Origin of the sequence: Mycolicibacterium pyrenivorans (assembly GCF_025821625.1) — a bacterium.
GTDB lineage: Bacteria > Actinomycetota > Actinomycetes > Mycobacteriales > Mycobacteriaceae > Mycobacterium > Mycobacterium pyrenivorans.
This window is the reverse complement of sequence record NZ_JACKSH010000181.1, coordinates 22,188-47,669: the sequence shown is the minus strand read 5'-3', so window position 1 is coordinate 47,669 and position 25,482 is coordinate 22,188. Positions and strand designations below refer to the sequence as shown.

The following is a 25,482-nucleotide window of genomic DNA, read 5'->3' as shown; positions in this document are numbered from 1 at the left end:
CGCCCCCCGCCGATCCCAACGCCCCGGTCCCGCCGCCGGTGGATCCGAACGCGCCGCCGCCACCGCCGCCACCGCCGGCGCCGCCACTCGATCCCAACGCGCCGCCGCCCCCCGCCGACCCCAACGCACCGCCCGTCGATCCCGACGCGCCCGCCCCCGAGCCGGGCCGCGTCGACAACTCCGCGGGTGGCTTCAGCTACGTGGTGCCCGCGGGCTGGAAGGTCGCCGAGGCGCAGCAGCTGTCCTACGGCCAGGCGCTGCTGACCAAGCTGCCCCCGGAAGGTTCGCCGCCGGACGCGCAGCCGCCGAACGACACCAGCGTGCTGCTCGGCAGGCTCGACCTGAAGCTCTTCGCCGGCGCCGAGACCGACAACACCAAGGCCGCCCAGCGGCTGGCCTCGGACATGGGCGAGTTCTTCATGCCCTTCCCGGGAACCCGCGTCAATCAGCAGACGGTGCCGCTCGACGCCGCCGGCATGACCGGTGTGGCCTCCTACTACGAGGTGAAGTTCACCGACACCACCAAGCCCAACGGCCAGATCTGGGCCGGTGTCGTCGGTGCGCCGACCACCGCGGGGACGCCCCGCGGGCAACGGACACCCGAGCGCTGGTTCGTCGTGTGGCTCGGCACCGCCGCCAACCCGATCCCGCAGGGCGAAGCGGTGACCCTGGCCAACTCGATCCGGCCGTGGACGCCTCCGCCGCCGCCACCTCCGGCGGACCCGAACGCGCCGCCGCCCCCGCCGGACCCCAACGCGCCGCCACCGGATCCGAACGCAGCGCCGCCGCGGCCCGCGGTCGGGGTGCCGGTCCCGGTCGACCCGAACACGGCCCCCGGGATGCTGCCGCCCGCTTAGCGCGCCTGCAACCACCATCTCGGTGGTAATCGTGTCCGATTGCGATGCCTTCCCATCGCCGAACCGTTACCCGTGACCGGTATATCTGGGTCACGGACCGACAGCGACCGCTGCGGGCCGGGCTGGCAACAGACGGGAGATTTTCATGGAGTTGGTTGCGGCTACCGAGTTCCTCGCACGCTCATCGACCCTGACGAGCGTGGGATGGATCGGCTACATCATCATCGGCGCCATCGCCGGGTGGATCGCCGGCAAGATCGTCAAGGGCGGCGGTTCGGGCATCCTGATGAACATCGTCATCGGCATAGTCGGTGCCCTCCTGGGCGGGTTCCTGCTCAGCTTCTTCCTCGACACCGCAGGCGGTGGCTGGTGGTTCACGCTGTTCACCGCGATCCTCGGGGCGGTGATCCTGCTGTGGATCGTCGGCCTGGTCACGCGCAAGAACAGGGTCTAGCCGAGGATCGTGGCATCGTGGGGTCGTGACCGACCCCACGATGCAGGCCTGGCAGGTGCGCCGGCCCGGCCCGATGTCCACCCGGCCGCTCGTGCACGCCACGGTCGCGGTGCCACAACCCGGCGCCGACGAACTGCTCGTGGCGGTGCGCGCCTGCGGGGTGTGCCGTACGGATCTGCATGTCGCCGAGGGTGACCTGGCGGTCCACCGGCCGAACGTGATCCCGGGGCACGAAGTGGTGGGCGAGGTCGTTTCGGTCGGTGCGGACCTGGAGTCGGGCTCAGCGGCCCGGTTCTCGGTGGGCGACCGTGTCGGGATCGCGTGGTTGCGCCACACCTGCGGGGTCTGCGGGTACTGCGCGCGCGGCCAGGAGAACCTGTGCCGCGAATCCCGCTACACCGGCTGGGACGCCGACGGCGGCTATGCCGAGTTCGCCACGGTGCCTGCCGCTTTCGCGCTCCACCTCCCGACCGGCTACTCCGACACCGAACTCGCACCTCTGCTGTGCGCGGGCATCATCGGCTACCGCGCGTTGCTGCGCGCCCAGCTTCCCGCAGGCGGCCGGCTCGGCATCTACGGCTTCGGCGGCAGCGCGCATCTCACCGCCCAGGTGGCGATCGCCGAGGGCGCGGAAGTTCACGTCATGACCCGTGGCGAGCAGGCCCGCGAACTCGCGCTCGCGCTCGGCGCCGCATCGGCCCAGGGGGCCGACGCACCGCCGCCGGTGCCGCTGGACGCCGCGATCCTGTTCGCACCCGTGGGGGAATTGGTGCTGCCCGCCCTCGAGGCGCTGGACCGCGGCGGCACCCTGGCGATCGCCGGTATCCACCTCAGTGACATCCCGACGCTGAACTATCAGCGACACCTGTTCCAGGAACGTCAGGTTCGTTCGGTGACGTCGAACACCCGCGCCGATGCGCAGGCGTTTCTGGACTTCGCGGACCACCATCACCTCGAGGTCACCAGCCCGCACTACCCCCTCGATCGAGCGGACGAGGCCCTCGCCGATCTCAGTGGCGGGCGGATCGCCGGTGCCGCGGTACTGATCGTCTAGAGACGCTCAGGTACCGCTCGCGGCGCCCTCAGGACAGATGCCACACCATGGCGGCGGCCAGAGCGCCCAACCCGTTGAGCGACCAGTGCAGCGCGATCGGCGCGATCAGGCTGCCGCTGCGCCGCCGCAGCCAGGTGAACACGAAGCCCGCCGCAGCGGTCGCCAGCACTGCTCCGACCACGCCGACGACGGTGCCGAACACGCCGCCACCCAGGATCTTGGTGAAGCCGACGTTGCTCGCCGTCAGACCCATCGATGTCGCGATGTGCCACAACCCGAACAGCAGCGACCCGGCGGCCGCGACACCGCGCCAGCCCCACGCACGGTCCAGCGCACCGTGCAGCACACCCCGGAAGGCGAGTTCCTCGGGGATCACGGTCTGCAGCGGGATGATGATCATCGAGGCGATCAGCGCGCCCGACAGCGTCGCGTAGTTGTTGTTGAGGAACATCGGTCGCGTCCACGGCAACAGCGCACCGACCGCGATCACCGTGCCGACCAGCGCCACAGCGGCAATCGCGTAGCCGGCGCCGGAGCGCCAGTGCTCCCGGCCCAGCCCCAGCTCCGTCCAGCCCAGCCCGCGCGAGCGGACCAGCAGCAGCAGCGCGACGGCGGCCGCGGGCACGACGGCGACATTGGCCCACGGTGTCGTGAAGTGCGCCAGAAGATTCGTCAGCGCGAGCACCACGACGACGATCGCGATGTCGGCGTAGATCCGGAAGTGGTGCAGCGCGGCCAGTTGAGCGACCAACGGATGCTGGGCGACCAGCGGGTGTGGCTCCGGGGCTGCGGCGACCGCGCTGACGTCAGACATAACCTCTCCACACTACCGCCCCCCGGTATCCCCGCAGGTCAGGTGTGACGCATTCGCCAGAGCAGCCGCCTATTCGTTGTCGCCCCCGGTGTCGGCGGTCCCGGCGATCTGGTCGGTGTCCAGGCCCGCCTCCTTCGCCGCCGGCCACACCCATTCCTTGACCTCGGGGATGTCGTCGCCGTGGGCGCGGGTGTACTCGCGGGCGGCGATCCGTTTGTCGGCCATCTCCTGACGCAGCGTCGCGCACGTGGACCCGAGGGCAGGCACCCGGTCGATGACGTCCATCACCAGGTGGTAGCGGTCCAGATCGTTGAGCATCACCATGTCGAAGGGCGTGGTCGTGGTGCCCTCCTCCTTGTATCCACGGACATGGAGGTTGCCGTGGCCGGTGCGCCGGTAGGTCAGCCGGTGGATCAGCCACGGGTAACCGTGGTAGGCGAAGATGATCGGTTTGTCGGTGGTGAAGATCATGTCGAAATCGCGGTCACGCAGGCCGTGCGGATGCTCTGTGGAGTCCTGGAGCCGCATCAGATCGACGACGTTGACGAACCGGACCTTCAGGTCGGGCAGCCGGGTGCGCAGGATGTCGGCGGCGGCGAGCGCTTCCAGGGTGGGGACGTCCCCGGCCGCGGCGATCACCACGTCCGGATCGGTACCGAGCACTTCGGTCCCGGCCCATTCCCAGATCCCCAGCCCGCGGGTGCAGTGCGCGATGGCCTGGTCCATGGTCAGGAAGGTGGGAGCGGGTTGCTTGCCGGAGACGACGACGTTGACGTACTGGCGCGACCGCAGGCAGTGGTCATAGGTCGACAGCAGCGTGTTGGCGTCCGGCGGCAGGTACACGCGCACCACGTGTGCGCTCTTGTTGACGACATGGTCGATGAACCCGGGGTCCTGATGGGAGAACCCGTTGTGGTCCTGGCGCCAGACATGGCTCGACAACAGGTAATTCAGGCTCGCGATGGGCCGCCGCCACGGGATGTCGTCGGTGACCTTGAGCCACTTGGCGTGCTGGTTGAACATCGAGTCGATGATGTGGATGAACGCCTCGTAGCAGTTGAACAGGCCGTGCCTGCCGGTCAGCAGGTAGCCCTCCAGCCAGCCCTGGCACTGATGCTCGGAGAGCATCTCCACCACCCTGCCTGCGCGCGCGAGGTGTTCGTCGACCTCGGAACCGTACAGTTCGGCGTTCCACTGCTTGTCGGTGGTGTCGAACACCGCCTGCAACCGGTTGGAGGCCGTCTCGTCGGGCCCGAAGATGCGGAAGTTGTCGGGGTTGCGCTTGATCACCTCGGTCAGCCACTGGCCGAGCACGCGGGTCGCCTCGGCGACCGTCGCCCCTGGCGCGGGCACCTCCACGCCGAACTCGCGGAAGTCGGGCAGCCGCAGATCCTTGAGCAGCAGACCGCCGTTGGCGTGCGGGTTGTCGCTCATCCGCAGCTGACCGGGCGGCGCCAGCGCGGCGATGTCGTCGAGCAGCTTCCCGTCGTCGTCGAACAACTCCTCGGCGCGGTAGGACGCCAGCCAGTCGGCGAGCACGCGGAGGTGATCGGCGGTGTCGCGCGCGTTGGCCAGCGGCACCTGGTGGGCGCGCCAGGATCCGGTCGTCTTCTTGCCGTCGATGTGGTCCGGCCCCGTCCACCCCTTGGGGGTGCGGAACACGATCATCGGCCAGGCGGGCCTGGACTCGTCGCCGTCCGCCGCGCGCGCCTTGATCTCGGCGATCTCGTCGAGCACGTCGTCCAGCAGTGAGGCGAAGCGACGGTGTGCGTCGGCATGATCCGTCTCGGCCTCGTCCGGCACCTCGAAGAAGTACGGATTGTGGCCGTAGCCGACCATCAGGGCGCGCAGCTCGTCGGCCGGAATGCGGGCCAGCACCGTGGGATTGGCGATCTTGTAACCGTTCAGGTGCAGGATGGGCAGCACCACGCCGTCCTTGGCGGGGTTCGCGAACTTGTTGGAGTGCCAACTGGTCGCCAGTGCACCGGTTTCGGCCTCGCCGTCGCCGATCACCGCGGCGACCAGCAGGTCGGGGTTGTCGAACGCCGCGCCGTAGGCGTGGGAGAGGGCATAGCCGAGTTCACCGCCTTCGTGGATCGAGCCGGGGGTCTCCGGCGCTACGTGCGAGGGGATGCCTCCCGGGAAGGAGAACTGCCGGAAGAGCCTGCGCATCCCTTCGGTGTCGGGGGTGATGTCGGGGTAGATCTCGCTGTAGGTGCCGTCGAGGTAGGCGTTGGCGACCAGCCCGGGACCGCCGTGGCCGGGACCGGTGATGTAGACCGTCGACTGTGCCCGCTCGCCGATGGCGCGGTTGAGGTGCGCGTACAGGAAGTTCAGGCCGGGCGTGGTGCCCCAGTGCCCCAACAGGCGGGGCTTCACATCCTCGGGGGTGAGAGGGGAGCCCAGCAGCGGGTTGTCGAGCAGGTAGATCTGACCCACGGACAGGTAGTTCGCGGCCCGCCACCACCGATCGATTCGCTCCACCGACTCGTCGCTCAGCGGGTTGCGGTCGACGGTCTTCCACGCGGTCGAGGTAGTCATCTGTCCATCCAACTCTGCATCGGGGTGACGTCCAACCCGTACCCGATGGCGCGGACGTTAATCTTTCGCCCACCGTTAGGGTGAGCGTCACCGCGAGCAGAAGGGCAGGACGAGTGGATGGCCGAGGGAGCGTTGCTGGCATCCCTGCGGGTCCTCGACCTGTCCACCGGCGAGGGTGACGCCGTCGGCCGGATCCTGGCCGACCTCGGCGCCGACGTGCTCAAGATCGAACCGCCCGGCGACAGCCCGGCTCGACGCGCGGCACCGCTGGTCGCAGGCGCCGGTATCCCGTTCGCACTGCACAACGCCAACAAGCGCTGCGCCCGGCTGGATCCGGGCCGTCCGCAGGACCGTGAGCGGCTGATCGAACTCGCCGGCGGCGCCGACATCGTGGTCGACTCCGGGAATCCCGGTGGCGCAGCACGGTTCGGAACATCGTGTGCCGCGCTCGCCGAGCGCTTCGGTCATCTGGTGACGCTGTCGGTCACCGACTTCGGCGCGACGGGACCTGACGCGGCGTGGCGCGCCACCGACGCGGTGCTGTATGCGATGTCCTCGGCGCTGTCGCGCACCGGGCCGACGTCGGGCACCCCGGTGTTGCCACCGACCGGTGTCGCGTCGGGGACCGCCGCGGTTCAGGCGGCGTGGGCGGTTCTGGTCGCCTACTACGATCGGTTGCGTTGCGGGGAGGGAGAATTCATCGACTTCTCCCGATTCGAGGCGGTGGTGCAGGCGCTCGACCCGCCGTTCGGTTCCGAGGGTCAGGCGGCGGTCGGCCTCAAGGCCCCCACCGAGTTGTGGCGTGGCCGCCCGCGCAACCAGCAGATCTACCCCATCTTCGGGTGCCGGGACGGACATGTGCGGATCTGCCTGCTGTCGGCCCGGCAGTGGCGGGGGATGCGGGCCTGGCTGGGCGAGCCCGCACAGTTCTCCGGACCCGAATTCGACACCATCGCCGCGCGTTACGCCGCCTCCGAGGAACTCAACGCGGCCGTCGCCGAGTTGTTCGCCCGCGAGACGATGGCCGACCTGGTGGCTGAGGGGCAGACCCGCGGGGTGCCCGTCGCAGCGGTGCTCACACCCGTAGAAGCGTTGTCGGAAGAGCACTTTCAGGTGACGGGTGCGCTGGCCGGTGCCACGATCGCTCCCGGGGCCGAGGTGACGGTCCCGGTGGGTCCGCTGGTGATCGACGGTGACCATCACGGCTACCGCCGGGGGGCACGGCCACCGGGCGCCGACGAGGCCGAATGGTCGGTGCCGCGGTCGTCACCTGCGACGCCCCCCGGGGAGGTGACGAGCCGGCCGTTTGACGGCGTCCGGATCCTCGACCTCGGGGTGATCGTCGCAGGCGGCGAACTGGGCCGGCTGTTCGCCGATCTGGGCGCCGAGGTCATCAAGATCGAGAGCCCGGCGTATCCGGACGGGCTGCGACAGGCACCGCCGGGCAAGCCGATGAGCCGGTCGTGGGCACTGACGCACCGCAACGAGTGCAGCCTCGGCCTGGACCTGCGGCATCGGTCCGGCGCCGACCTGTTCGGCAGGCTCGTAGCGGGTGCCGACGCCGTGTTCGCCAACTTCAAACCGGGCACGCTGGCTGCCCTCGGCTTCTCATATGACCGGCTGCGCGCGCTGAACCCCGGCATCGTGCTGGCCGAGAGCAGCGCGTTCGGGGACCGGGGGCCCTGGAGTGCGCGGATGGGTTACGGCCCACTGGTGCGCGCATCCACCGGCGTCACCCGGCTGTGGACGTCGCCCGACGCCGAGCCGGACAGGTTCTACGACGCAACGACGATCTTCCCCGATCACGTGGTCGCCAGGCTCACCGCGATCGCCACGCTGGCGGTGCTGATCCGCCGCGGCCAGACCGGTCGCGGCGGGCACGTGCACATCTCACAGGCAGAGGCGGCGATCAATCAGCTCGCCACCGCGTTCGTGGCCGAATCTGCCAAGGCCGCAGGACTTCCCGTGGCAGAGGACGACGCGATTCATGCGGTGCACCCGTGCGCCGGCGACGACGAGTGGTGCGTGGTCTCGATCCGGGACGCACAGGACCGGGCGAGGGTCGCCGAAGCGATGGGGTGCTCCGGGATACCCGAGGGCCGCGCCGAGGCGATCGCCGCGGTGTCCCGCTGGACGGCCGGGCGGGACAGGAACGAGGTCGCCGCGCAACTGCAGGGGCTCGGGGTGCCGGCCGGGCCGATGAACCGTGCCGCCGACGTCGCGAGCGACCCGCACCTCGTCTTCCGGAAGTTGTTCTCCGACATGACCCATCCGCTCCTGGACAAGCCCATACCCAGCGAAACCGGGCCGGCCCCCTACACGCGCATACCGCGGGCGCCGCTGCGGCCCGCGCCCATGCCCGGCGAGCACACCCGGGTGGTCTGCCGGAAGATCCTCGGGTTGACCCCCGACCGCATCGACGAACTCATCGCCGACGGCGCGCTGTTCGCGTGGCGCCAAGACGACCGAGAAACAAACTAGGAAGGCCCGCTCCATGCCCCTCGACCCCAGGACACCGGTTCTCGTCGGCTACGGCCAGGTGAACCAGCACACCGAGGACCCCAGCGTCGAACCCGTCGACCTGATGGCGGCGGCGGCACGGGAGGCCGCCGATCCGCGGGTGCTCGAGGCAGTCGACGCGGTACGCGTCGTCAACCTGCTGTCGTGGCGCTATCGCGACCCTGGTCTGCTTCTCGCACAGCGGATTCGCGCCGACAAGGCGGAAACCCGGTACACGGGGATCGGAGGGAACGTACCGCAGACGCTGGTGAACCTGGCGTGCCTGGACATTCAGCAGGGCAGGGCCGACGTGGTGCTGATCGCGGGGGCGGAGACGTGGCGGACGAGGAGCAGGCTGCGCGCCGCGGGGAAGAAGGCGCAGTGGACGAAGCAGGACGATTCGGTGCCGATCGCGCCCGGCGCCGACGACGGCGTGCCGATGGCGGGACCCGCCGAGATCCGGATCAACCTGGACCGGCCCGCCTACGTCTATCCGATGTTCGAGCAGGCGGTGCGGATCGCCGCGAGGGAGACAACCGACGAACATCGTCGTCGCATCGGAGAGCTGTGGTCGCAGTTCAGCGCAGTCGCCGCGACCAACCCCCACGCCTGGAGCCGGGAACCGCTTGCGGCCGAGCAGATCTGGCGTCCGTCCCCGAATAACCGGATGATCAGCTGGCCTTACACCAAGTTGATGAACTCGAACAACATGGTCGACCAGGGGGCCGTTCTGATCCTGACGTCGGCCGAGAAGGCCACCTATCTCCAGATTCCCTCGGACAGATGGGTTTTCCCGTACGCGGGAGCCGACTCGCACGACACCTACGCGATCGGTGAGCGCGCGGAGTTCTCCACCTCGCCTGCCATCAGGATCGCGGGCAAGCGGGCGCTGGAACTCGCAGGCGCCGGGGTGGACGACGTCGAGCTGGTCGACGTCTACTCCTGCTTCCCGTCGGCGGTGCAGATCGCCGCCAGGGAGCTCGGGCTCCCCATCGGCGATCCCGACCGGCCGTTGACCGTCACCGGCGGCCTGACCTTCGCCGGTGGCCCGTGGAACAACTACGTCACCCACTCCATCGCCACGATGGCCGAACAGCTGGTGTCGAAACCGGGCACGCTCGGCCTGATCACCGCCAACGGCGGCTATCTGACCAAACACAGCTTCGGCGTGTACGGGACCCGGCCGCCGGAGCATGAATTCCGTTGGGAAGACGTCCAACCCGCCGTCGACCGCGAGCCCACCCGCACGGCTCTGGTGGACTGGAGCGGCACGGGCACGGTGGAGTCGTGGACGACACCGGTGGACCGGGACGGACGCGCGGAAAAGGCGTTCCTGGCGGTGCGGACCTCCCAGGACGCCGATGCCGCCCGGGTTCTCGCGGTGATCCCCACCGCAGACGAAGCCGAGGCCACCGTGACCGGCGACATCGCCGGCGCGGCGGTCCAGGTGCGTCCCGACGGCACCGCGTCGCTGCGTTGACGACGGTCAGAGCAGGCCGAGGGCGGCCACCGCGTCGCGTTCGGCACGCAGTTCGGCCAGCGAGGCGTCGATGCGGGTGCGCGAGAACGGGTTGATGTCGAGGCCTTCGACGATCTCCCACCGGCCACCGGCCGAGCGGCACGGGAACGAGCAGACCAGGCCCTCGTCGACGCCGTACACGCCGGGGGAGGGCAGCGCCACCGACGTCCAGTCCCCGTCGGGCGTGCCGTGCACCCAGTCGTCGATGTGGTCGATCGCGCCGTTGGCGGCCGACGCCGCAGAACTCGCGCCGCGCGCCTCGATGATCGCGGTGCCCCGGCGCGCCACCGTCGGGATGAAGTCGTCGGTCAGCCAACGGGTGTCGGCCGCGTAGTCGGCTCCGGACCGGCCTGCGACGACGGCGTGGAAGACATCCGGGTACTGCGTCGGTGAGTGGTTACCCCAGATCGTCATCTTGCTGATGTCGGTGACGGACACATCGGCGTGCCGGGCCATCGCGGATATCGCCCGGTTGTGGTCGAGGCGGGTCAACGCGGTGAACCGGTCGCGGGGGATGTCGGGCGCGTGGGCGGCGGCGATCATCGCGTTGGTGTTGGCCGGATTGCCGACCACCAGCACTCGCACGTCTGCTCCGGCCCCGGCGTTGAGCGCCTCACCCGCGGTCGCGAAGATCTGCGCGTTGGCCTCGAGCAGGTCGGCGCGCTCCATGCCCTTGGTGCGAGGTTTGGCGCCGATTAGCAAGGCGACGTCGACTCCGCCGAATCCCGTGACCGGGTCGTCGTAGATCTCGGTGCTCGCCAGCAGCGGGAACGCCCCGTCGTCGAGCTCCATCACCACGCCCTCGGCGGCGCGCACCGCGCCCGGTACCTCGAGCAGTCGCAGCGCGACCGGGGTGTCGTGGCCGAGCATCGCACCCGCGGCGATGCGGAACAGGGCGGCGTAACCGATCTGCCCGGCCGCGCCGGTGACGGCGACGGTGACCAGAGATTTCTGTGAGGTCATGTGGCCAAACCTAGACGGCGCGTCAGGGGGCGTCGGCGGGCACGTCGGTGTAGGTCATCGCATGGCCTTCGGCGGAGAAGGTGAAGCCCTTTCCGCTGGCCTCGGACATGCACGAGACGCCGTTGGCCTCCTGCACGTTGCAGCGGAACCCGGCCACCGCCAGGATCCGGTTGAACGGCAGCACGGTCGCAGCGCCCTGATCCGGTCCGAACTCCGGCGGCGACTGTGCGACGAACCGCGGGTCGCCGCCACGATCCACCACGATCGCGTTCGGGACGCCGGGTTCGCCGTCCGAGCCGTCCACCTCGTCGGGTGCGCCGGTGATCGCGACCGCCGATGTCGGGCTGTTGGCGTTCTCGCAGCCCGCCTTGGCGCGCGGCAGGATCGCACACTGCCAGCGACCGCTCGGGGTGGTGAAGTAGTAGCCGGTCGCGCCGTCGACCCGGGCGGCGAAGTGGAACGCGTTGGCCAGGTGGGCGTTGCTCGGTCGGGTTGTCGACGGGGCGGGTTGGGCGGTGGGTGTCCCGGCCGGCGGGGTGTCGTCGGTGTTGACCACCGACGGCCCCCCGGAGCAGGCGGCGACCAGCAGCAGCGGCGCGCAACCGTAGGCGAGTTTCATGGCAGACATGTCGGTGTTCCAGCGTGCCGCAACGACCGCAGAGTTCCGCGCCGGGGTGTCGTCACGGCGCGACCAACTGCTTGAGCGTGCGCGCGTTGCGCACCGCGTGGCCGCCGAGGTCGTTGTTGAAGTAGACGACGACGTCGTGGCCGCGGTCGTGCCAGCCGAGGATGCGGTCGGCCCATGCGCGCAGTTCGTCGTCCGGGTAGCTGCCGTGGTAGAGCGCCTGCTCGGCGGGACCGTGCAGGCGCAGGTAGGCCAGTCGCGCGGTGACGCGGGGGACCGTCGACAGCCCGGCGCCGCTCATCACCACGTACGCGGCATCGTGGCGCTCGAGCAGGCGATACACCGCCGGGTCGTCCCAGGACCGGTGACGCAGTTCCATCGCCACCGGGATCCGGTCGGGCATGACGGTGAGGAAGTGGTCCAGCCGCTCGTCGTCGCGTTCGAGGTCGGGATGCAGTTGGACCAGCAGCGCCTCACCCCGGTCACCGAGTGCCGTCCAGCACCGCTCGAAGCGTTCGACCCATGGTTCGGGGGACTTCAACCTCCGGAAATGGGTGAGGCCGCGGTGCGCCTTGACCGTCATCGTGAACCCCTCGGGCAATCGCTCGCGCCAGCCGGCGAACGTCGCATCACGGGGCCACCGGTAGAAGCTGGCGTTCAGCTCGACGGTGTCGAACTCGGCGACGTAGAGGGCCAGCCGCTTGCCCACCGGAGTGCCGGCCGGGTACAGCACGTCGACCCAGTGGTCGTAGGACCAGCCCGACGTGCCGATCCGGATCATCGCAGCTGCGCGCGAAGGTCGCCGTTCAACGACACCCGCACCAGCGCGGCGGCCAGCGTGGCGCTGCGGCGGGGCGCCAGCGAGGCGAGCTCGGCGGGATCGTCGGGCAGGCCGAGCTCGGCCGCGGTGGCGATGGCGCGGTCGTCGAAGTACGGCCGAACCCACGTCCAGATGTCCTGGACCTCACGCAGGAAGATGTCGGCCCCGGTGGCGCCAATCCCCTTGAACTCCTGCAGGAGTCGGCTCGCTGCGGCGATGTCGCACCCACTGGCCGTGGCCAGCCTGCGCAGGTCGCCACCGTATGCTTCGGTGACGGCGGCGGCGATGTCCACCGCTCTGGTGGCCGAGCTCTCGTCGTAGCGGACGTAGCGGGCGCGGCCGAACGTGGAGATGAGTGTCGACCGTTCGGCGGAGAGCATCGCGCGCGGCGTGCGAAGCCCTGCCCGGTACAGCTCGCGGGCGGCCCGCATGGCGATGGCGGCGTCGATCGGCTTGCTGGCGAGCATGCACAGGATCAGCAGCTGGAACAGCGGCATCGGCTTGTCCCGCAGCCGGATCCCGGCTTCCTCCGCGTAGGTGGTGCCGGCCTGTCCCAGGAGCCGCTCGACGACACGCTGGGGTGTCGATGAAGCCATTCGATGGTCTTACCCGGTGTACCGCCGGGAAAACACCGGACTACTTGGGCGGCAGCCCCTTGGCGACGTCCGCGCCGCGGTCCACCCATTCGGACAGCTGCCGTTTGGTTTTCACCCCGTCGCGATGTACCCGCAGCCAGCCACGCGTTTCCCGGCCGGCCATGACCATCGGTTCGACGTGGTTGCGCGCCAGCAGGCGATCGGTGTCGTCCCGCGGCACCCGCACCATCAGACCGCCCTTGGAGCTGACGACGGCCATGTTGCCGTTGAGCAGGAACGCCAACCCGCCGAACATCGCCTTCTCTTCGACACCGCGCTCCGGCGCCATCAGCTCACGGACGCGGTCAGCCAACTCGCCGTCATAGGCCATGCTGCGACCGTAGCGCGGGCCACCCACAGCGGCTCATGCCGCGACGGCGGTCGCCCCGGCGGCAGGCTCCAGTGCCAGCGCGACGATCTCCGCGACATCGGTCATGGGCTTCACCTCCAGCGCCTCCAAGACCTCGGCGGGCACGTCGTCGAGATCCGGCTCGTTGCGCTGCGGGATGAACACCGTCGACAACCCTGCCCGTTGGGCGGCCAGCAACTTCTGCTTGACCCCGCCGATGGGCAGCACCCGGCCATTGAGCGTGACCTCACCGGTCATCCCGACGTCGGCACGCACCTGGCGCCCGGTGGCCATCGAGACCAGCGCGGTCACCATCGTCACACCGGCCGACGGGCCGTCCTTGGGCACCGCGCCCGCGGGGACGTGCACGTGGATGCGGCGGTCCAGCGCCTTCGGATCGACGCCGAGCAGTTCGGCGTGGCTGCGGACGTAGGACAGCGCGATCTGCGCCGATTCCTTCATCACGTCGCCCAGCTGACCGGTCAGCTGCAGCCCGGGCTCGCCGTCGGTCGCGCCGGCCTCGATGTAGAGGACGTCGCCGCCGAGGCCGGTGACCGCGAGACCGGTCGCCACGCCGGGCACCGCGGTGCGCTCCTGCGAATCCGGGGTGAACCGCGGACGACCCAGGTACTCAACCAGATCCGGCTCATCAATGATGAGGCTGGTGATTCCACCGGCATCGAGTTTGGTGGTGACCTTCCGCAACGCCTTGGCCAGCAGCCGTTCGAACTGCCGCACACCCGGTTCGCGGGTGTAGTCCGCGGCGATCTTGCGCAGTGCGGCATCGGTGACGGTCACTTCGTCCGTGGTGAGCGCGGCGCGTTCGGCCTGCCGGGGGAGCAGGTAGTCACGGGCGATGGCGACCTTGTCGTCCTCGGTGTAGCCGTCGATCTGCACCAACTCCATGCGGTCGAGCAGCGCCGACGGGATGTTCTCGATGACGTTGGCCGTCGCCAGGAACACCACGTCGGACAGGTCCAGATCGAGATCGAGGTAGTGGTCGCGGAACGTGTGGTTCTGTGCGGGGTCGAGCACCTCCAGCAGCGCCGCCCCCGGGTCGCCGCGGTAGTCCGAGCCGACCTTGTCGATCTCGTCCAGCAGCACAACGGGATTCATCGAACCCGCCTCGCCGATGGCCCGCACGATGCGACCGGGCAGGGCGCCGACGTAGGTGCGCCGGTGGCCGCGGATCTCGGCCTCGTCCCGCACACCGCCGAGGGCGACGCGCACGAACTTGCGTCCCAGCGCCCTGGCGACCGATTCACCCAGCGAGGTCTTGCCGACACCGGGGGGACCGGCCAGCACCATCACCGCGCCGGAGCCGCGGCCGCCGACCAGCGCCATGCCGCGCTGGGCACGACGCGCGCGCACCGCCAGGTACTCGACGATGCGGTCCTTCACGTCGTCGAGACCGTGGTGGTCGGCGTCGAGAATCTCTCGCGCCGACTTCAGGTCCGTCGAGTCCTCGGTGGTGACGTTCCACGGCAGGTCCAGAACGGTGTCCAGCCACGTGCGGATCCAGCCGCCCTCAGGGCTCTGCTCGCTGGAGCGTTCCAGCTTCCCGACCTCCCGCAGCGCCGCCTCGCGGACCTTCTCGGGCAGTTCGGCGGCCTCGACGCGCGCACGATAGTCGTCAGTGCCCTCTTCGCCGTCCGATCCCAACTCGCCGAGTTCCTTGCGGATCGCGGCCAACTGCTGGCGCAGCAGGAACTCCTTCTGCTGCTTGTCCATCCCGGACCGGACATCCTCGGCGATCTTGTCGTTGACCTCAACCTCGGCCAGGTATTCGCCGGTCCACTCGATCAACAGCCGGAGGCGACGGCTCACATCTTCGGTTTCCAGCAACTGCCGCTTCTGAACGTCGGTCAGGTACGAGGCATAACCGGCGGTGTCCGCGAGCGCCGACGGGTCGGTGATCTTGTTGACCACGTCGACGATCTGCCACGCCTCGCGGCGCTGCAGCATCGCCAGCAGCAGCTTCTTGTACTCGGCGGCCAGCGCCTGGGCGTCCGGGCCGGCTTCGACATCTGCGACCTCGGTCACCGACACCCACAGCGCCGCGCCCGGACCGCTGGTTCCGGACCCGATATGGGCACGCCTCTCTCCGCGCACGACCGCGGCGGCGCCGCCGCCGGGTACCCGGCCGACCTGGACGACGGACGCGAGCACGCCGTAGGTGGGGTAGCGGTCGTCGAGACGCGGGGCGATCAGCAGCTTGCCGCTGTCGCTCGCCTGAGCCGCGTCGACCGCAGCGCGGGCGGCGTCATCCAACTCGATCGGCACCACCATCCCGGGCAGCACGATCGGTTCGCTGACGAACAGGACGGGCACAGCACTCGCCGTTGTCGTGGCTTCAGCCATTGATCCTCCAAAGTTGAACCTGATGCGCTCAACCCTGGTATCGGGTCGTTTGTTCCCCCGCATCGCTGAGAGCAGAACCCGTCGTCACGGAATAGCACCCGCCTGCGTTCGTCGTACCCGTCATGACCACAGCGGTGTTGCGACGATGACCGAGGATCCGATCAGCGGGATGGTGGTGGCGATCACCGGGGCCAGCAGCGGCATCGGCGAGGCGACTGCCAGGCTGCTCGCCTCCGCCCCACGGTCCAGGGCTGATACCGGCCGACTCGCGGTTCCCCCGGGCAACCACCCGAAAGGGCGATACCCGGACCCGGACATGGCGCTACAACTGTCCCGCATGCCCCTCTGGCGCTTACGCGACTTTCACGATGACGACCTCGACCAGGCCATCTCGGTCTGGGATCAAAGCCGCGAGCCGACCGAAGCGACGCCGGCCTTCCGGGTCTCCGAGGTGGTGTCGGCGGCGCGCTCTGGTCAGCCGGCGGTCGTCGCCGTCGTGGGCGATCAACTCGTCGGAATCGCCGTCGCCCAGATCAATGGCGATCGCGCATGGATAACGATGGTGGCGCTGAGCAACCGCTGGCGCAATCGCGGAATCGGCAGCGCCCTTCTGGCCGAGCTGGAGTTGCGGCTCCGCGCGCTCGGGGCACGGCGGATCAGCGCACTGCTGCCCGCGTCGGCCACCGGAACCGCCGCCCTGCGCAACACCGGCTACACCGAACGAACCGATCTGAGCTTCTTCGAAAGTGTCGATCACATCGGCCCGTCGGACGCCGGCCTCCTGCACGCGCTCGGCGGCAGGATCATGGGCCGTGGGCTGTGGGATGCCATGGCAGGCATGGAAACCGAGAAGCGGATGATCGAGCGCCGGATAGTGCTGCCGCTGGCCCGGCCCGAGGTGGCCGCCCGGTACGGGGTGTCACCACCCAAGGCGGTCATCCTGTTCGGGCCTCCGGGAACCGGAAAGACGAGCTTCGCCAAAGCCGTTGCCGGACGACTGGGCTGGCCGTTCGTCGAGCTCTTCCCATCACGTCTGGCCGCGACGGACGTCACCATGCCCACGGCGCTTCGCGAGATGTTCGGCAGCCTCACCGAACTCGAGGCTGCCGTGGTGTTCATCGACGAGGTCGAGGAGATCGCGGGGGCGCGCTCGGGCATCCCGTCCGATCCCGCCCACGGGGTGACCAACGAACTCCTCAAGCTGATCCCGGCGTTCCGCACGCAGCAGGAGCGGCTCCTGATCTGTGCCACGAACTCGGTGCGCTCCCTGGACTCCGCCTTCCTGCGGCCCGGGAGATTCGACTACATCATCCCGGTCGGCCCGCCGGATGCGCTGGCGCGCAAGGCGATCTGGACCCGCTATCTCGGTCCGACCGCGGGGTCGGTGGAGGTCGACAAACTCGTCGAGGCCACCGACATGTTCACCCCGGCGGACATCGAGTTCGCCGCCAGGAAGGGCGCCCAGTGCGCGTTCGAGCGCGAGATCGAGTCCGGTGACGGCGACCCTGCACGCACCGACGACTACCTGGCGGCGATCTCCGAGACCCGGCCGACGTTGACCGATGGGATGCTCACCGAGTTCGACGAGGACATCGAGACCCGAACCCGGTTGTGACACCGGTAGACCCGACACAGCAGGGAGCCTGCCGTTCGGGGGAAACGGCAGGCTCCCTGGGTTGTGGGTGGTCGCTAGGCCTGAGCCTGAGCTCCCAGCACCCGCTGGATATCGGGCTTCATCTGCAGAAGCTGCTGACCCCAGTAGCCCCAGCTGTGCGTCCCGTTGGACGGGAAGTTGAACACGCCGTTGGTGCCGCCCGCCGCGATGTAGTTGTCGCGGAAGCTGATGTTGGTCCGCAAGGTGAATCCCTCGAGGAACTGCGCCGCCATCAGGTTCTGGCCCGGGGTCCCGGCGTCCAGGTCGGACGGTGTGCCGGTGCCGCAGTACACCCAGATCCGGGTGTTGTTGGCCACCAGCTGGGCGATGTTGACCATCGGATCATTGCGCTTCCACGCCGGATCCGACGACGGACCCCACATGCTCTCGGCGTTGAAGCCACCCGCGTCGTTCATCGCCAGGCCGATCAACATCGGCCACCAACCCTCGGACGGGTTCAGGAAGCCCGACAGCGAAGCGGCGTAGATGAACTTCTGCGGATAGTAGATCGCGAGGTTCATCGACGCGCTGCCCGCCATCGACAGGCCGACGACTGCGTTGCCGTTCTGCGACACACCGCGGTTGGCCTCCAGCCACGCCGGCAGCTCCTGCGTCAGGAACGTCTCCCACTTGTAGGTGTAGTCCTGGCCGTTGCCGCGAGACGGCTGATACCAGTCGGTGTAGAAGCTGGACTGGCCGCCGACCGGCATGACGGTCGAAAGGCCCGACTGGTAGTACCACTCGAACGCCGGGGTGTTGATGTCCCAGCCGTTGTAGTCGTCCTGCGCGCGCAGGCCGTCGAGCAGGTAGACCGCGTTCGGGCCGCCGCCCTGGAACTGAACCCGGATGTCGCGATTCATCGACTGGGAGAACACATCCAGATACTCGACGGGAAGACCCGGCCGGGAGAACGCTCCCGCGGTGGCCGAACCCCCGGCGAAGCCGATCAGTCCGGGAAGTGCTGCTGCCGCCATGGCGGCAACAGCCACCCGGCGCAGCAATGTCTTCCCGGTACCTCGAAACTTCTCTGTCAACCTCATAACGGCAGCCAACCCACCTTTCTGTACAAGTCCCGCTCGCCTGGAAAAACGCGGTCGCGTTGCAGGGGTAATGCAACACGGTCGACCCGTCCGATCAGGCTTCCGACACAGCGAATGGACGTCGCGTTTGGCTAACGATTGCGCCTCGGCGCGGACTCACCCCGTGCGCATTCTTGGTGTGGTCAGTGTGAAAGAAGTGATAGCGAGGCTGATCGGAAACCCCGTTGAGCATGCACTTATCTGCACCGGCGACCCCGGGAATCCGTGACACCCGGGCAGGCGCTCCGGCCGTACATCCGGCTCTGGCAAACACCCGTTGAAGCCTGCGGCGCTAACTGCAATGCTCGACGGTGCGATGACTGGACCTTCCCGCGGACCGTCCCGCGGTGGCGACCCGTTCGACCTCGACCGCTTCGTCGAGGCGCAGCGCCGTGTCTATCCGACGGTGCTTGCCGAGTTGCGCGCCGGAGCCAAGCGCAGCCACTGGATCTGGTTCGTCTTTCCTCAGCTGCGCGGCCTCGGCCACAGCGCGACGGCGCACCGATTCGGGATCTCCTCACTGGACGAGGCGAGGGCATACCTCGATCACCCGGTTCTCGGTCCCCGGCTGCGGGAGTGCGCCGCGTTGCTGGCCGCCGTCGAAAACCGTTCCGCACGACAGATTCTCGGCTATCCCGACGATCTCAAGGTGCGTTCGTCGATGACGCTCTTCGCGCGCGCAGGCGACGACCGGGTGTTCCGCGAGGTTTTGGACACCCTCTACGACGGCCAGGAGGATCCCGCCACCCTGGCGCTGCTGGCGTGACCGATCAGCGAGGCGCCAGGATCAGCCAGCCGTGGGCGGGTACGACGGTGTCGGCGACCACCTCAGCCGGCGGCGCGCCGGTTCCCGCGACCACCTCGGCGGCGGAGAACCCCGAATCCGCAAGGGACAGCGGCATCGGCTCGTCATCGACGTTGAGAGCGACGACGAGCGCGTCGTCGCCGCGGCGGGTCACGTAGACGTAGCCGCGGTTGGTGACGTGCAGGGGCGTGGTCCGCGCCGTGTGCAACCAGGGGTGGCGGCGCCGGAGCCCGATGAGGTGCTGATGGGCACGGAAGAGCTGTCGACCGTGCTCGCCGACTCCCTCATGGGGAGAACGGAATTCGGGCCGCACGGCATCGTCGCCGCCGAACCGTTCCTCCTTGACGCCGCGGTAGGCGCTCTCGTCTCCTGCGTAGACGCTTGGCGTTCCCCCGGTGGTCAGCAGAATCGCCAGGGCATGCTCGACGTGGGCCGGGTTCTCCAACTGGCTGGCGATCCTGGTGACGTCGTGGTTGCCGATGAACGTCAGCGGCACGAAGGTGTCGAGGAATTCGTTGTGCCGCGTCAACGTCCAGTCCAATTCGTGGAAGTTGCCGTCGTTGAGGCTGCTCCAGATGGCCTTCCACAGCTCGTATTGCGTGACCGAATCGAACCCGGCGTCGCGGACGTGGGCGCCGTAGTCACCGTGGATGACCTCCCCGACGAACCAGGCCTGCGGGAACTTCTCCCGGACGCGGGGCAGCACCTGCGCCCAGAACCGGTCGGGGACCGCGTAGGCGGCATCCAGGCGCCAGCCGTCGGCGCCGCGGCCGAGCCAGTGGCACATGACGTCGACGGTGTAGTCGATGACCTCGGCGTGCGAATGGTTGAGCGAGATCAACCCTTCATGGCCCTCGAAGGTCGCGAACCGCCCGTGTCCGAGGTCCCGGAACCACGACGTGTCCCCGCCCGCTGCCGCGTCGCGGTAGCGGGGGAAATCGGTTCCGACATGGTTGAACACGCCGTCGAGCAGCACCCGCAGCCCCCGGGTGCGCGCTTCGGAGACCAGACGATCGAAATCCGCCTCGTCACCCAGTCGGGGGTCGAGGCGGTAGTGGTCGGTGGTGTCGTAGCCGTGCGTGCGCGAGGCGAACACCGGGCCGAGCGCCAGCCCGGAGGCGCCGAGTTCGAGCGCGTAGTCGAGCCAGTCGACGATCCGCAGGAGCCGGTGCTCGCCGGCGCTGGGGGCGGGGTCGGCGGGGTGGGCGCCGACGAAGCCCAGCGGGTAGAGCTGCCACCAGATGACGTGTTCGACCCAGTCCGGCTCGGTTGCCTGGGTCATAGCAGCGACCCGAACGGCTCGTCGCCGCCCTGCAGGGCGATACGCGCGAGACCCGCGCACCGTCGCAAGTGGGTGAGGTCGTCGGCGCTGATCGACACAGCCCGGAGTCTACGCAGCCGAACTGAGCTCAGCTGCAGCAGTCGTCGGTGTCACCGACCTCGAGACGGCATGCGCACGACGCCCGGATCGGCACGTCGGCACGCGCGGCCGCGAGCTCGAGCTGCTTTCCTATGATGACCGCTTCGGCGTCACGCCCCAGCCGCGTCAGGCATTCGTGGTATCCGTGCAGGCTCCACACGTTGCCCGGGTGCTGGCATGGCCTGCTCAGCGTCGGGTCCAGCCCGAGATCCGCGGCGTACACCTGAGCAGCCTGCTCCACCCGACCCTGTTCGAGCAATAGCGCACCGAGCGCGTGCCGGGTGGGCTGCATCCAGCCCCAGGGTTCGTCGTAGGGCAACGCGTCGTCCAGCTCGACCGCGCGGCGCAGATGGGCGAATGCCTCATCGAATTTCCCTGCTCGATAGTCGATTTCGCCGTCGAGCATGGCTGCGGCGATCCCCAGGATGTCGCGGCTGGTGTTGTTGAACAGGTACCGGCTCTCCGGGATGCGTTCGTAGGCCTCGGTGAACGACGCGCGCTCGGCCCGCGCCTGTGCGAGCTGTCCCTTCGCCGCATGCGCTACCCCGCGGCCGTAGTGGATGGTGGCGGCGGTCGTGCAGTACAGCACGGTGTCGCCGGGAAGCGGGGTGGCGATCAGTTCGTCCCAGCGGCCGAACCGCACCAGCACGTGTATCCGCAGCGGCACGAACGCCTCCAGCCAGTCGGCCATCGGCGGTGATTCGATCGCCAGCAGATCCGGCGTGAGCTGACCGGTGAGCTCGTCGGCCGCCTGCAGCGCGATCGCCGAGTTGCCCTCGAACATCGCCGAATACACCACGAAGTGCAGGTTGTGCGCCCGGTAGAGGGAGTAGAAGTTCAGCGGGCCCGCACGCTCGACGAAACGCCGATCCACCTGCACCGCTGACAGATTCGACGCCACCGAGTCGCGGTAGTTGCCGCACAGCACGTCGATGTGACTGGGCATGTGTCGCAGGTGTCCTGCGTCGGGCACCAGATCCCGCAGGAGGTCCGCGGCGGGCAACGCCGCCTGCGGCGTCGTCGACATCTCCATCATGTGCAGGTACAGGTGCAGGATTCCCGGGTGTTCCCGGCCCGCGGATGTGGCCAGGGCGTCGTCGAGGATCCGCTTGGCCTCGATCACCCGCGAACCGGGCGCCGGGTCGCCGGTTCGGCTGTCCCACAACGCCCATGCCGTGACGTTCAGGAGCGCATCGGCGGCCAGCGCGGCCGCGTCCACGTCGCCGGGATAGGTCTGTGCCAGGGCGCACATCGCGTCGGCGTAGGCGGTGTGGCCGGCGACCAGCGCGTCGGCGCCGGCCGGATCGTCCGTCGGAAAGCGCAGCGCCAGCGCGTCGACCAGGCCGCGTTCGACGGCCGACGCGCGACCGCCGGCGGCCAGCCGCAGTTCCATGCGCGCCCGGGCCAGCGATGCGGCCAGGTCGACGGGGTCGAAAGCCTCCCAGGGCTTGTTGTAGTTGGGTCCGACGGCGTACGCGATGCCCCACCGGGCGATCGCCAGGTCGCCGTCGAGTTCCAGCGCACGCTCGAAGCAGCGGATGGCCTCTTCGTGGTTGAACGCATAGGACCAGATGAGGCCGCGGTCGAACCAGACCTGGGCCACCTCCGACGGGGTGTCAATCGATCGGTGATAGGACCCGAGGTCGTAGTACGGCTCGGTCGCGCCCGCGGGAGTGGTTACGGTCATGGCTCGCACGATAATTCAGTGGCGAGCCCAGCGCCCCGGAACGGATGACAGTGGCGGCGACGGCGAGCACACATCCGGCACCCGCCCAGGCCGCCAGCGTGACGAGGGGGGTCATGGCTGCGTTGCCGCCGAAGTACTCCACGCTGCGCAGCAGCGCGACGCCGGAGCCTTGGGGCACGATCGCATTGAACGTCGTGTAGAAGCCGCTGAGCAGCGGCTTGCCGACCGGCCCCGCGGCGGCGGCGTTGCCGATGATCACCAGGAAGGCCGTCAGCGCGGCCGAGGCGATGGTGCCGAACGCGGCGGCCACGCCGGTCACCGCGCCCGCGACGGCCATCGCGTACAGGAACAGCGCGCCGAACACCTGCCAGGTGTGGCCGGTGAGCGCGCCGAGGATCACGTCGACGTAGCACGTCACGCCGCCGGCCAGCACCGCCGCGTAGGCGGCCAGGCTCAAGGTCCGCCAGGCGAGGGTGGACGGCTTGCGGACGGCGCCCATCATGGTGCCGAAGATCGTCGCGCCGACCGATGCGCCGATCGACAGGAAGATGACGGCGTAGAACACCACGGTGCCCTGAGGGTCGGCGGCGGTGGTCGGGGCGACGTCGGTGACGTCGGCGGTCAGACCGGCGTCGGCGGCGATGGTGCGTCCGACCTGTTCGGCGGCACTGGCGACGCTCCGGCCGCCGCCACCCGCGACGACGATGTCCAGATGGCCGGGTCCGTCGACGACGAACGCGGCGTCGGTCTCGCGGCCGAACACCTGATCGTGGGCGGCGGCCGCGTCGGCGACCTCGGTGACGGTGAGCGCGTCCTGATCGCGGACGACGTCGACGAGTTGCCGGGGGCCCGCGACCGCCACGGCCATCTGGTGCAGCGTCGGCTTGGCGAACGCCCCGGAATAGCTGGCGATCATCGCGATGACGAACACCGCCAGGGCCGCCATGACCAGGGCCATGTTGCGAATGTCCGTGCGCGACGGCCGGTTGTCGGGCTTGTCCGTGACGGGAGTGTGGTGCTTGCCCACGGTCGATCCTTTCGGGGTCAGTTCGTTGCGGCGGGCCGCGCCAGCAGCGCATCGACGGTGTCGAGCGCCGCGGTCGCGCGGCCGAGAAGATCGGTCTCCGGTTCCGATTCGCGAGCATCTTCCATCCAGGACCGCAGAACCTCCTGGAATCCGCCGACCAGGAAGCGGCTCACCGCGTCGGGTTCCAGGCCGGCGACCGCCCCGACGACCGGCATCGCGCGGGAGGCGAGTTCCTCGCAGGCCGGCAGCAGTTCGGCGCGGAACGCCGCCACCACCCGCTGGGTCACCGCGCTGGGCACGACGTTGCGGTACATCGCGCGGTGCTCGGCGGCCAGTCCGAAGATCCTCAGGATGCGGGCTCGGGGCTCACCCCCGAGGTCGGCGGTCGCCGCGGCGAACGCCACGGTGAACGCCGAGGCGACGGCGTCGTCGCGGTCGGCGAAGTGCCGGTAGAAGACCTGCCTGCTGACGCCGGCCCGGGTGACGAGGTCGCCGACGGTCAGTTGGTCGACGGGTCGTTCGTGAGCCAGCGCGAACGCCGCGTCGCGCAACTTGGTGCGGACGCGTTCGGCGCGGGGATCGGCGCTGTGCGTGCGGCTGGCCACGGATCGACGGTAACCGATTTCGTAGACAAACGACCACGAAAAGATAGGTTAGCTAAGACACCGATGCGACCAGGTGTGACGGGCGCCTCGTGGCCGCGGCGACCGCCTCAGTGCCCGGCCACGACGTCGGCCTCGTCGACCTCGACCGGATCCTTGGCGCCCGGCAGGAACCAGAAGGCGACACAGACCGCACCGAAGAACACATACCCGAGCGCCACCTGCGGGCTGGCGGCCCATGCCACCTCCGGTGCGTGGATGAGGCCGATGAACGACAGCACCGCGCCGACCGCCGAGGCGATCGCGGCGTAGAGGAACTTCTTCTCCAGGATGAAGGTCACCATCGTGCCCAGGATCAGGCCGACCAGCACGGCGCCCTCGCCCAGCGTCTTCAGCCCGTCGTAGACCACCCCTGCGCCGTTGAGGGCCTCCACGGTCACCTCGGCCGCCGAGGTGCCCGCCGCGTTGAGCGCGTTGTCGATCAGACCGTGCGCCCACTGCGCGAGATTGGGCAGGATCGCCGCCACCACCGCGACGGCATGCAACCGCGGCACCGCCTGGAATGCCTGCGCCCCGATCAGCAGGCCGATGTAGAGGAGGATCGGCACGATCGCGGGTACCGGCAACAACGCGTCGAGCACGCCGAAAAGCCCGACGAAACAGAGAATCCCGATGACGACGCCGCTGGCCAAGGAGTAGCCGGCGCGCCCGCCCGCGTCCTTCCATCCGGGGTGCCCGATGTACACCGCGGGCGGGAACGGCGACCCGAACGCCGAACCGATCACCGCGCCCGCCCCGTCGGCGAGGAGCACGCTGCGCAGGTTGAAGTTGTCCCCCGCGGCGGCGGCGCTCTCGACGTTGCTCATCGCCTCGGTGAAGTTGTAGACACCGAGCGGGATCGCCGTCCCGAGAAGCGGTGCGAGATCCGACAATCCGTTGAACAGCAGGTCGATCCGCAGATCCGGGATGCCGATCGCGATGTCGCTGACCGCCTGTCCGACGTCGGGCGCCGACATGTATCCGCCGGCCCACCCGATCGCGGTGCCGACCAGCAGGGCCAGCAGCCCGATCGGGATGCCGCCGGGAATCTTCACGTTGGTGAAGAAGCCGATCAGGATGATGGCCAGCACGGGCAGCCCGATCCACGCCGCTTCCCACATCTGGGCGGCGGGCCGCATCGAGATGAAGGTGATCGAGATCCCGGCCAGCGTGCCCAGCATCGCCGCGCGGGGAGTCAGCTTGCGGATGTAGGGCCCGACGAACGCCCCGATCATGACGATCACGCCGATCAGGAACGCCCACGCCAATCCCGCCTGCCATGCCTGGATCGGGTCGTCGGTATTGAGGTAGACGGGGAGCATCACCACGAAGATCACGATGAACAGGTGCGGCACGCTGGGGCCGTACGGCAGCGCGGTGACGTCAGATCGGTTCTCCCGCCGGGCGAGTCGCCGCGCCAGGAACGTGTAGTACAGGTTGCCGAGGATGAGCGCGACGCCCAGCGCGGGCAGCACGGTGCCCAGGACGTCGCCTGCGGGGACGGCGATGACACCGATCATCAGGCCGGTCAGCGTCAGGACGTTGACCAGGATGTTGAAGCCGAGGCCGAAGAATGCGTTGGTGTCCCCTCGGGTCCACCACGGGACGGCGACCGGCTTGTCGACCGACGGTTCGGTCGGGGGAGTGGCGGGCGGATTGGTGACGTCGGTGCTCATCG

At 69.2% G+C, this 25,482-nt stretch carries 21 protein-coding genes; 7 read left to right on the top strand and 14 right to left on the bottom strand.

What is annotated here, in order from left to right; genetic code table 11:
- The 3 genes from H7I57_RS20745 to H7I57_RS20735 all read left to right on the top strand — a co-directional run.
- Window positions 1–857 (top strand): APA family fibronectin-binding glycoprotein (locus H7I57_RS20745; RefSeq protein ID WP_264025728.1); only part of this gene is annotated, 857 nt, incomplete at its 5' end.
- A gap of 145 nt (window positions 858–1,002) precedes the next feature.
- Window positions 1,003–1,311, top strand: coding sequence for a GlsB/YeaQ/YmgE family stress response membrane protein (locus H7I57_RS20740; RefSeq protein ID WP_264025727.1), 309 nt, complete (start codon window positions 1,003–1,005; stop codon window positions 1,309–1,311).
- Window positions 1,312–1,351: 40 nt separating this feature from the next.
- On the top strand, window positions 1,352–2,365 hold the full coding sequence (locus H7I57_RS20735) for a zinc-binding alcohol dehydrogenase family protein (protein WP_264025732.1): 1,014 nt from the start codon (window positions 1,352–1,354) through the stop codon (window positions 2,363–2,365).
- Window positions 2,366–2,393: 28 nt separating this feature from the next.
- Here H7I57_RS20735 and H7I57_RS20730 read toward each other — a convergent pair whose 3' ends face one another.
- Together H7I57_RS20730 and H7I57_RS20725 are read right to left on the bottom strand one after the other, a co-directional pair.
- Complete coding sequence (locus tag H7I57_RS20730; RefSeq protein WP_264025725.1) at window positions 2,394–3,179, bottom strand: CPBP family intramembrane glutamic endopeptidase; 786 nt, start codon at window positions 3,177–3,179, stop codon at window positions 2,394–2,396.
- 69 nt (window positions 3,180–3,248) lie between these two features.
- Complete coding sequence (locus H7I57_RS20725; RefSeq protein ID WP_264025724.1) at window positions 3,249–5,720, bottom strand: phosphoketolase family protein; 2,472 nt, start codon at window positions 5,718–5,720, stop codon at window positions 3,249–3,251.
- Window positions 5,721–5,837: 117 nt separating this feature from the next.
- Here H7I57_RS20725 and H7I57_RS20720 point away from each other — a divergent pair, with 117 nt between their 5' ends.
- Both H7I57_RS20720 and H7I57_RS20715 read left to right on the top strand, forming a co-directional pair.
- Window positions 5,838–8,201 (top strand): CaiB/BaiF CoA transferase family protein, encoded by a 2,364-nt coding sequence (locus tag H7I57_RS20720; protein WP_264025722.1) that lies wholly within the window; start codon window positions 5,838–5,840, stop codon window positions 8,199–8,201.
- 13 nt (window positions 8,202–8,214) lie between these two features.
- Entirely contained in the window at window positions 8,215–9,699 is a 1,485-nt protein-coding gene (locus H7I57_RS20715) for an acetyl-CoA acetyltransferase (protein WP_264025721.1), read from the top strand.
- A 6-nt stretch (window positions 9,700–9,705) separates the two neighbouring features.
- On the opposite strand, the gene H7I57_RS20710 is transcribed toward H7I57_RS20715, so the two are convergent.
- From H7I57_RS20710 to lon, 6 genes are read right to left on the bottom strand one after another with little or no spacing between them, the layout of a single operon-like run.
- Window positions 9,706–10,701, bottom strand: a complete 996-nt coding sequence (locus H7I57_RS20710; RefSeq protein WP_264025720.1) for a malate dehydrogenase — start codon at window positions 10,699–10,701, stop codon at window positions 9,706–9,708.
- A 22-nt stretch (window positions 10,702–10,723) separates the two neighbouring features.
- Window positions 10,724–11,329, bottom strand: coding sequence for a hypothetical protein (locus H7I57_RS20705; protein WP_264025719.1), 606 nt, complete (start codon window positions 11,327–11,329; stop codon window positions 10,724–10,726).
- Between the two features lie 52 nt (window positions 11,330–11,381).
- Entirely contained in the window at window positions 11,382–12,107 is a 726-nt protein-coding gene (locus H7I57_RS20700; protein WP_264025717.1) for a DUF72 domain-containing protein, read from the bottom strand.
- The gene (locus H7I57_RS20695) at window positions 12,104–12,742 is read right to left on the bottom strand and encodes an endonuclease (protein WP_264025715.1); all 639 of its coding nucleotides are present in this window, start codon (window positions 12,740–12,742) and stop codon (window positions 12,104–12,106) included. Before H7I57_RS20695 ends, H7I57_RS20700 begins: the two co-directional genes overlap by 4 nt.
- A gap of 40 nt (window positions 12,743–12,782) precedes the next feature.
- The gene (locus H7I57_RS20690; protein ID WP_264025713.1) at window positions 12,783–13,112 is read right to left on the bottom strand and encodes a TfoX/Sxy family protein; all 330 of its coding nucleotides are present in this window, start codon (window positions 13,110–13,112) and stop codon (window positions 12,783–12,785) included.
- A gap of 33 nt (window positions 13,113–13,145) precedes the next feature.
- Window positions 13,146–15,491, bottom strand: a complete 2,346-nt coding sequence (lon, locus tag H7I57_RS20685; protein ID WP_264025711.1) for an endopeptidase La — start codon at window positions 15,489–15,491, stop codon at window positions 13,146–13,148.
- 337 nt (window positions 15,492–15,828) lie between these two features.
- On the opposite strand from lon, the gene H7I57_RS20680 reads away from it, so the two are divergent.
- Window positions 15,829–17,106 carry an ATP-binding protein gene (locus H7I57_RS20680; RefSeq protein ID WP_264025731.1) on the top strand — a complete coding sequence of 426 codons (1,278 nt, stop codon included), beginning with the start codon at window positions 15,829–15,831 and terminating at the stop codon, window positions 17,104–17,106.
- 74 nt (window positions 17,107–17,180) lie between these two features.
- Here the strand turns inward: H7I57_RS20680 and H7I57_RS20675 are convergent, their stop codons facing one another.
- On the bottom strand, window positions 17,181–18,185 hold the full coding sequence (locus H7I57_RS20675; protein WP_264025710.1) for an esterase family protein: 1,005 nt from the start codon (window positions 18,183–18,185) through the stop codon (window positions 17,181–17,183).
- 355 nt (window positions 18,186–18,540) lie between these two features.
- Between H7I57_RS20675 and H7I57_RS20670 the strand changes: the two genes are divergently transcribed.
- A complete protein-coding gene (locus H7I57_RS20670; RefSeq protein ID WP_264025709.1) occupies window positions 18,541–18,990 on the top strand; it encodes a DUF1810 domain-containing protein in 450 nt (149 codons plus the stop codon).
- A gap of 4 nt (window positions 18,991–18,994) precedes the next feature.
- Here H7I57_RS20670 and H7I57_RS20665 read toward each other — a convergent pair whose 3' ends face one another.
- The 5 genes from H7I57_RS20665 to H7I57_RS20640 all read right to left on the bottom strand — a co-directional run bounded on the left by H7I57_RS20665 (window position 18,995) and on the right by H7I57_RS20640 (window position 25,480).
- Complete coding sequence (locus tag H7I57_RS20665; protein ID WP_264025707.1) at window positions 18,995–20,311, bottom strand: alpha-amylase family protein; 1,317 nt, start codon at window positions 20,309–20,311, stop codon at window positions 18,995–18,997.
- 127 nt (window positions 20,312–20,438) lie between these two features.
- Window positions 20,439–22,136 carry a tetratricopeptide repeat protein gene (locus H7I57_RS20655; protein ID WP_264025706.1) on the bottom strand — a complete coding sequence of 566 codons (1,698 nt, stop codon included), beginning with the start codon at window positions 22,134–22,136 and terminating at the stop codon, window positions 20,439–20,441.
- Window positions 22,066–23,163 carry a hypothetical protein gene (locus tag H7I57_RS20650; RefSeq protein ID WP_264025704.1) on the bottom strand — a complete coding sequence of 366 codons (1,098 nt, stop codon included), beginning with the start codon at window positions 23,161–23,163 and terminating at the stop codon, window positions 22,066–22,068. The genes H7I57_RS20655 and H7I57_RS20650 overlap by 71 nt, the downstream gene beginning before the upstream one ends.
- Window positions 23,164–23,180: 17 nt before the next feature.
- Entirely contained in the window at window positions 23,181–23,768 is a 588-nt protein-coding gene (locus tag H7I57_RS20645; protein ID WP_264025702.1) for a TetR/AcrR family transcriptional regulator, read from the bottom strand.
- 107 nt (window positions 23,769–23,875) lie between these two features.
- Window positions 23,876–25,480, bottom strand: coding sequence for a SulP family inorganic anion transporter (locus H7I57_RS20640; RefSeq protein ID WP_264025700.1), 1,605 nt, complete (start codon window positions 25,478–25,480; stop codon window positions 23,876–23,878).
- Between the last annotated feature and the right edge of the window lie 2 nt (window positions 25,481–25,482).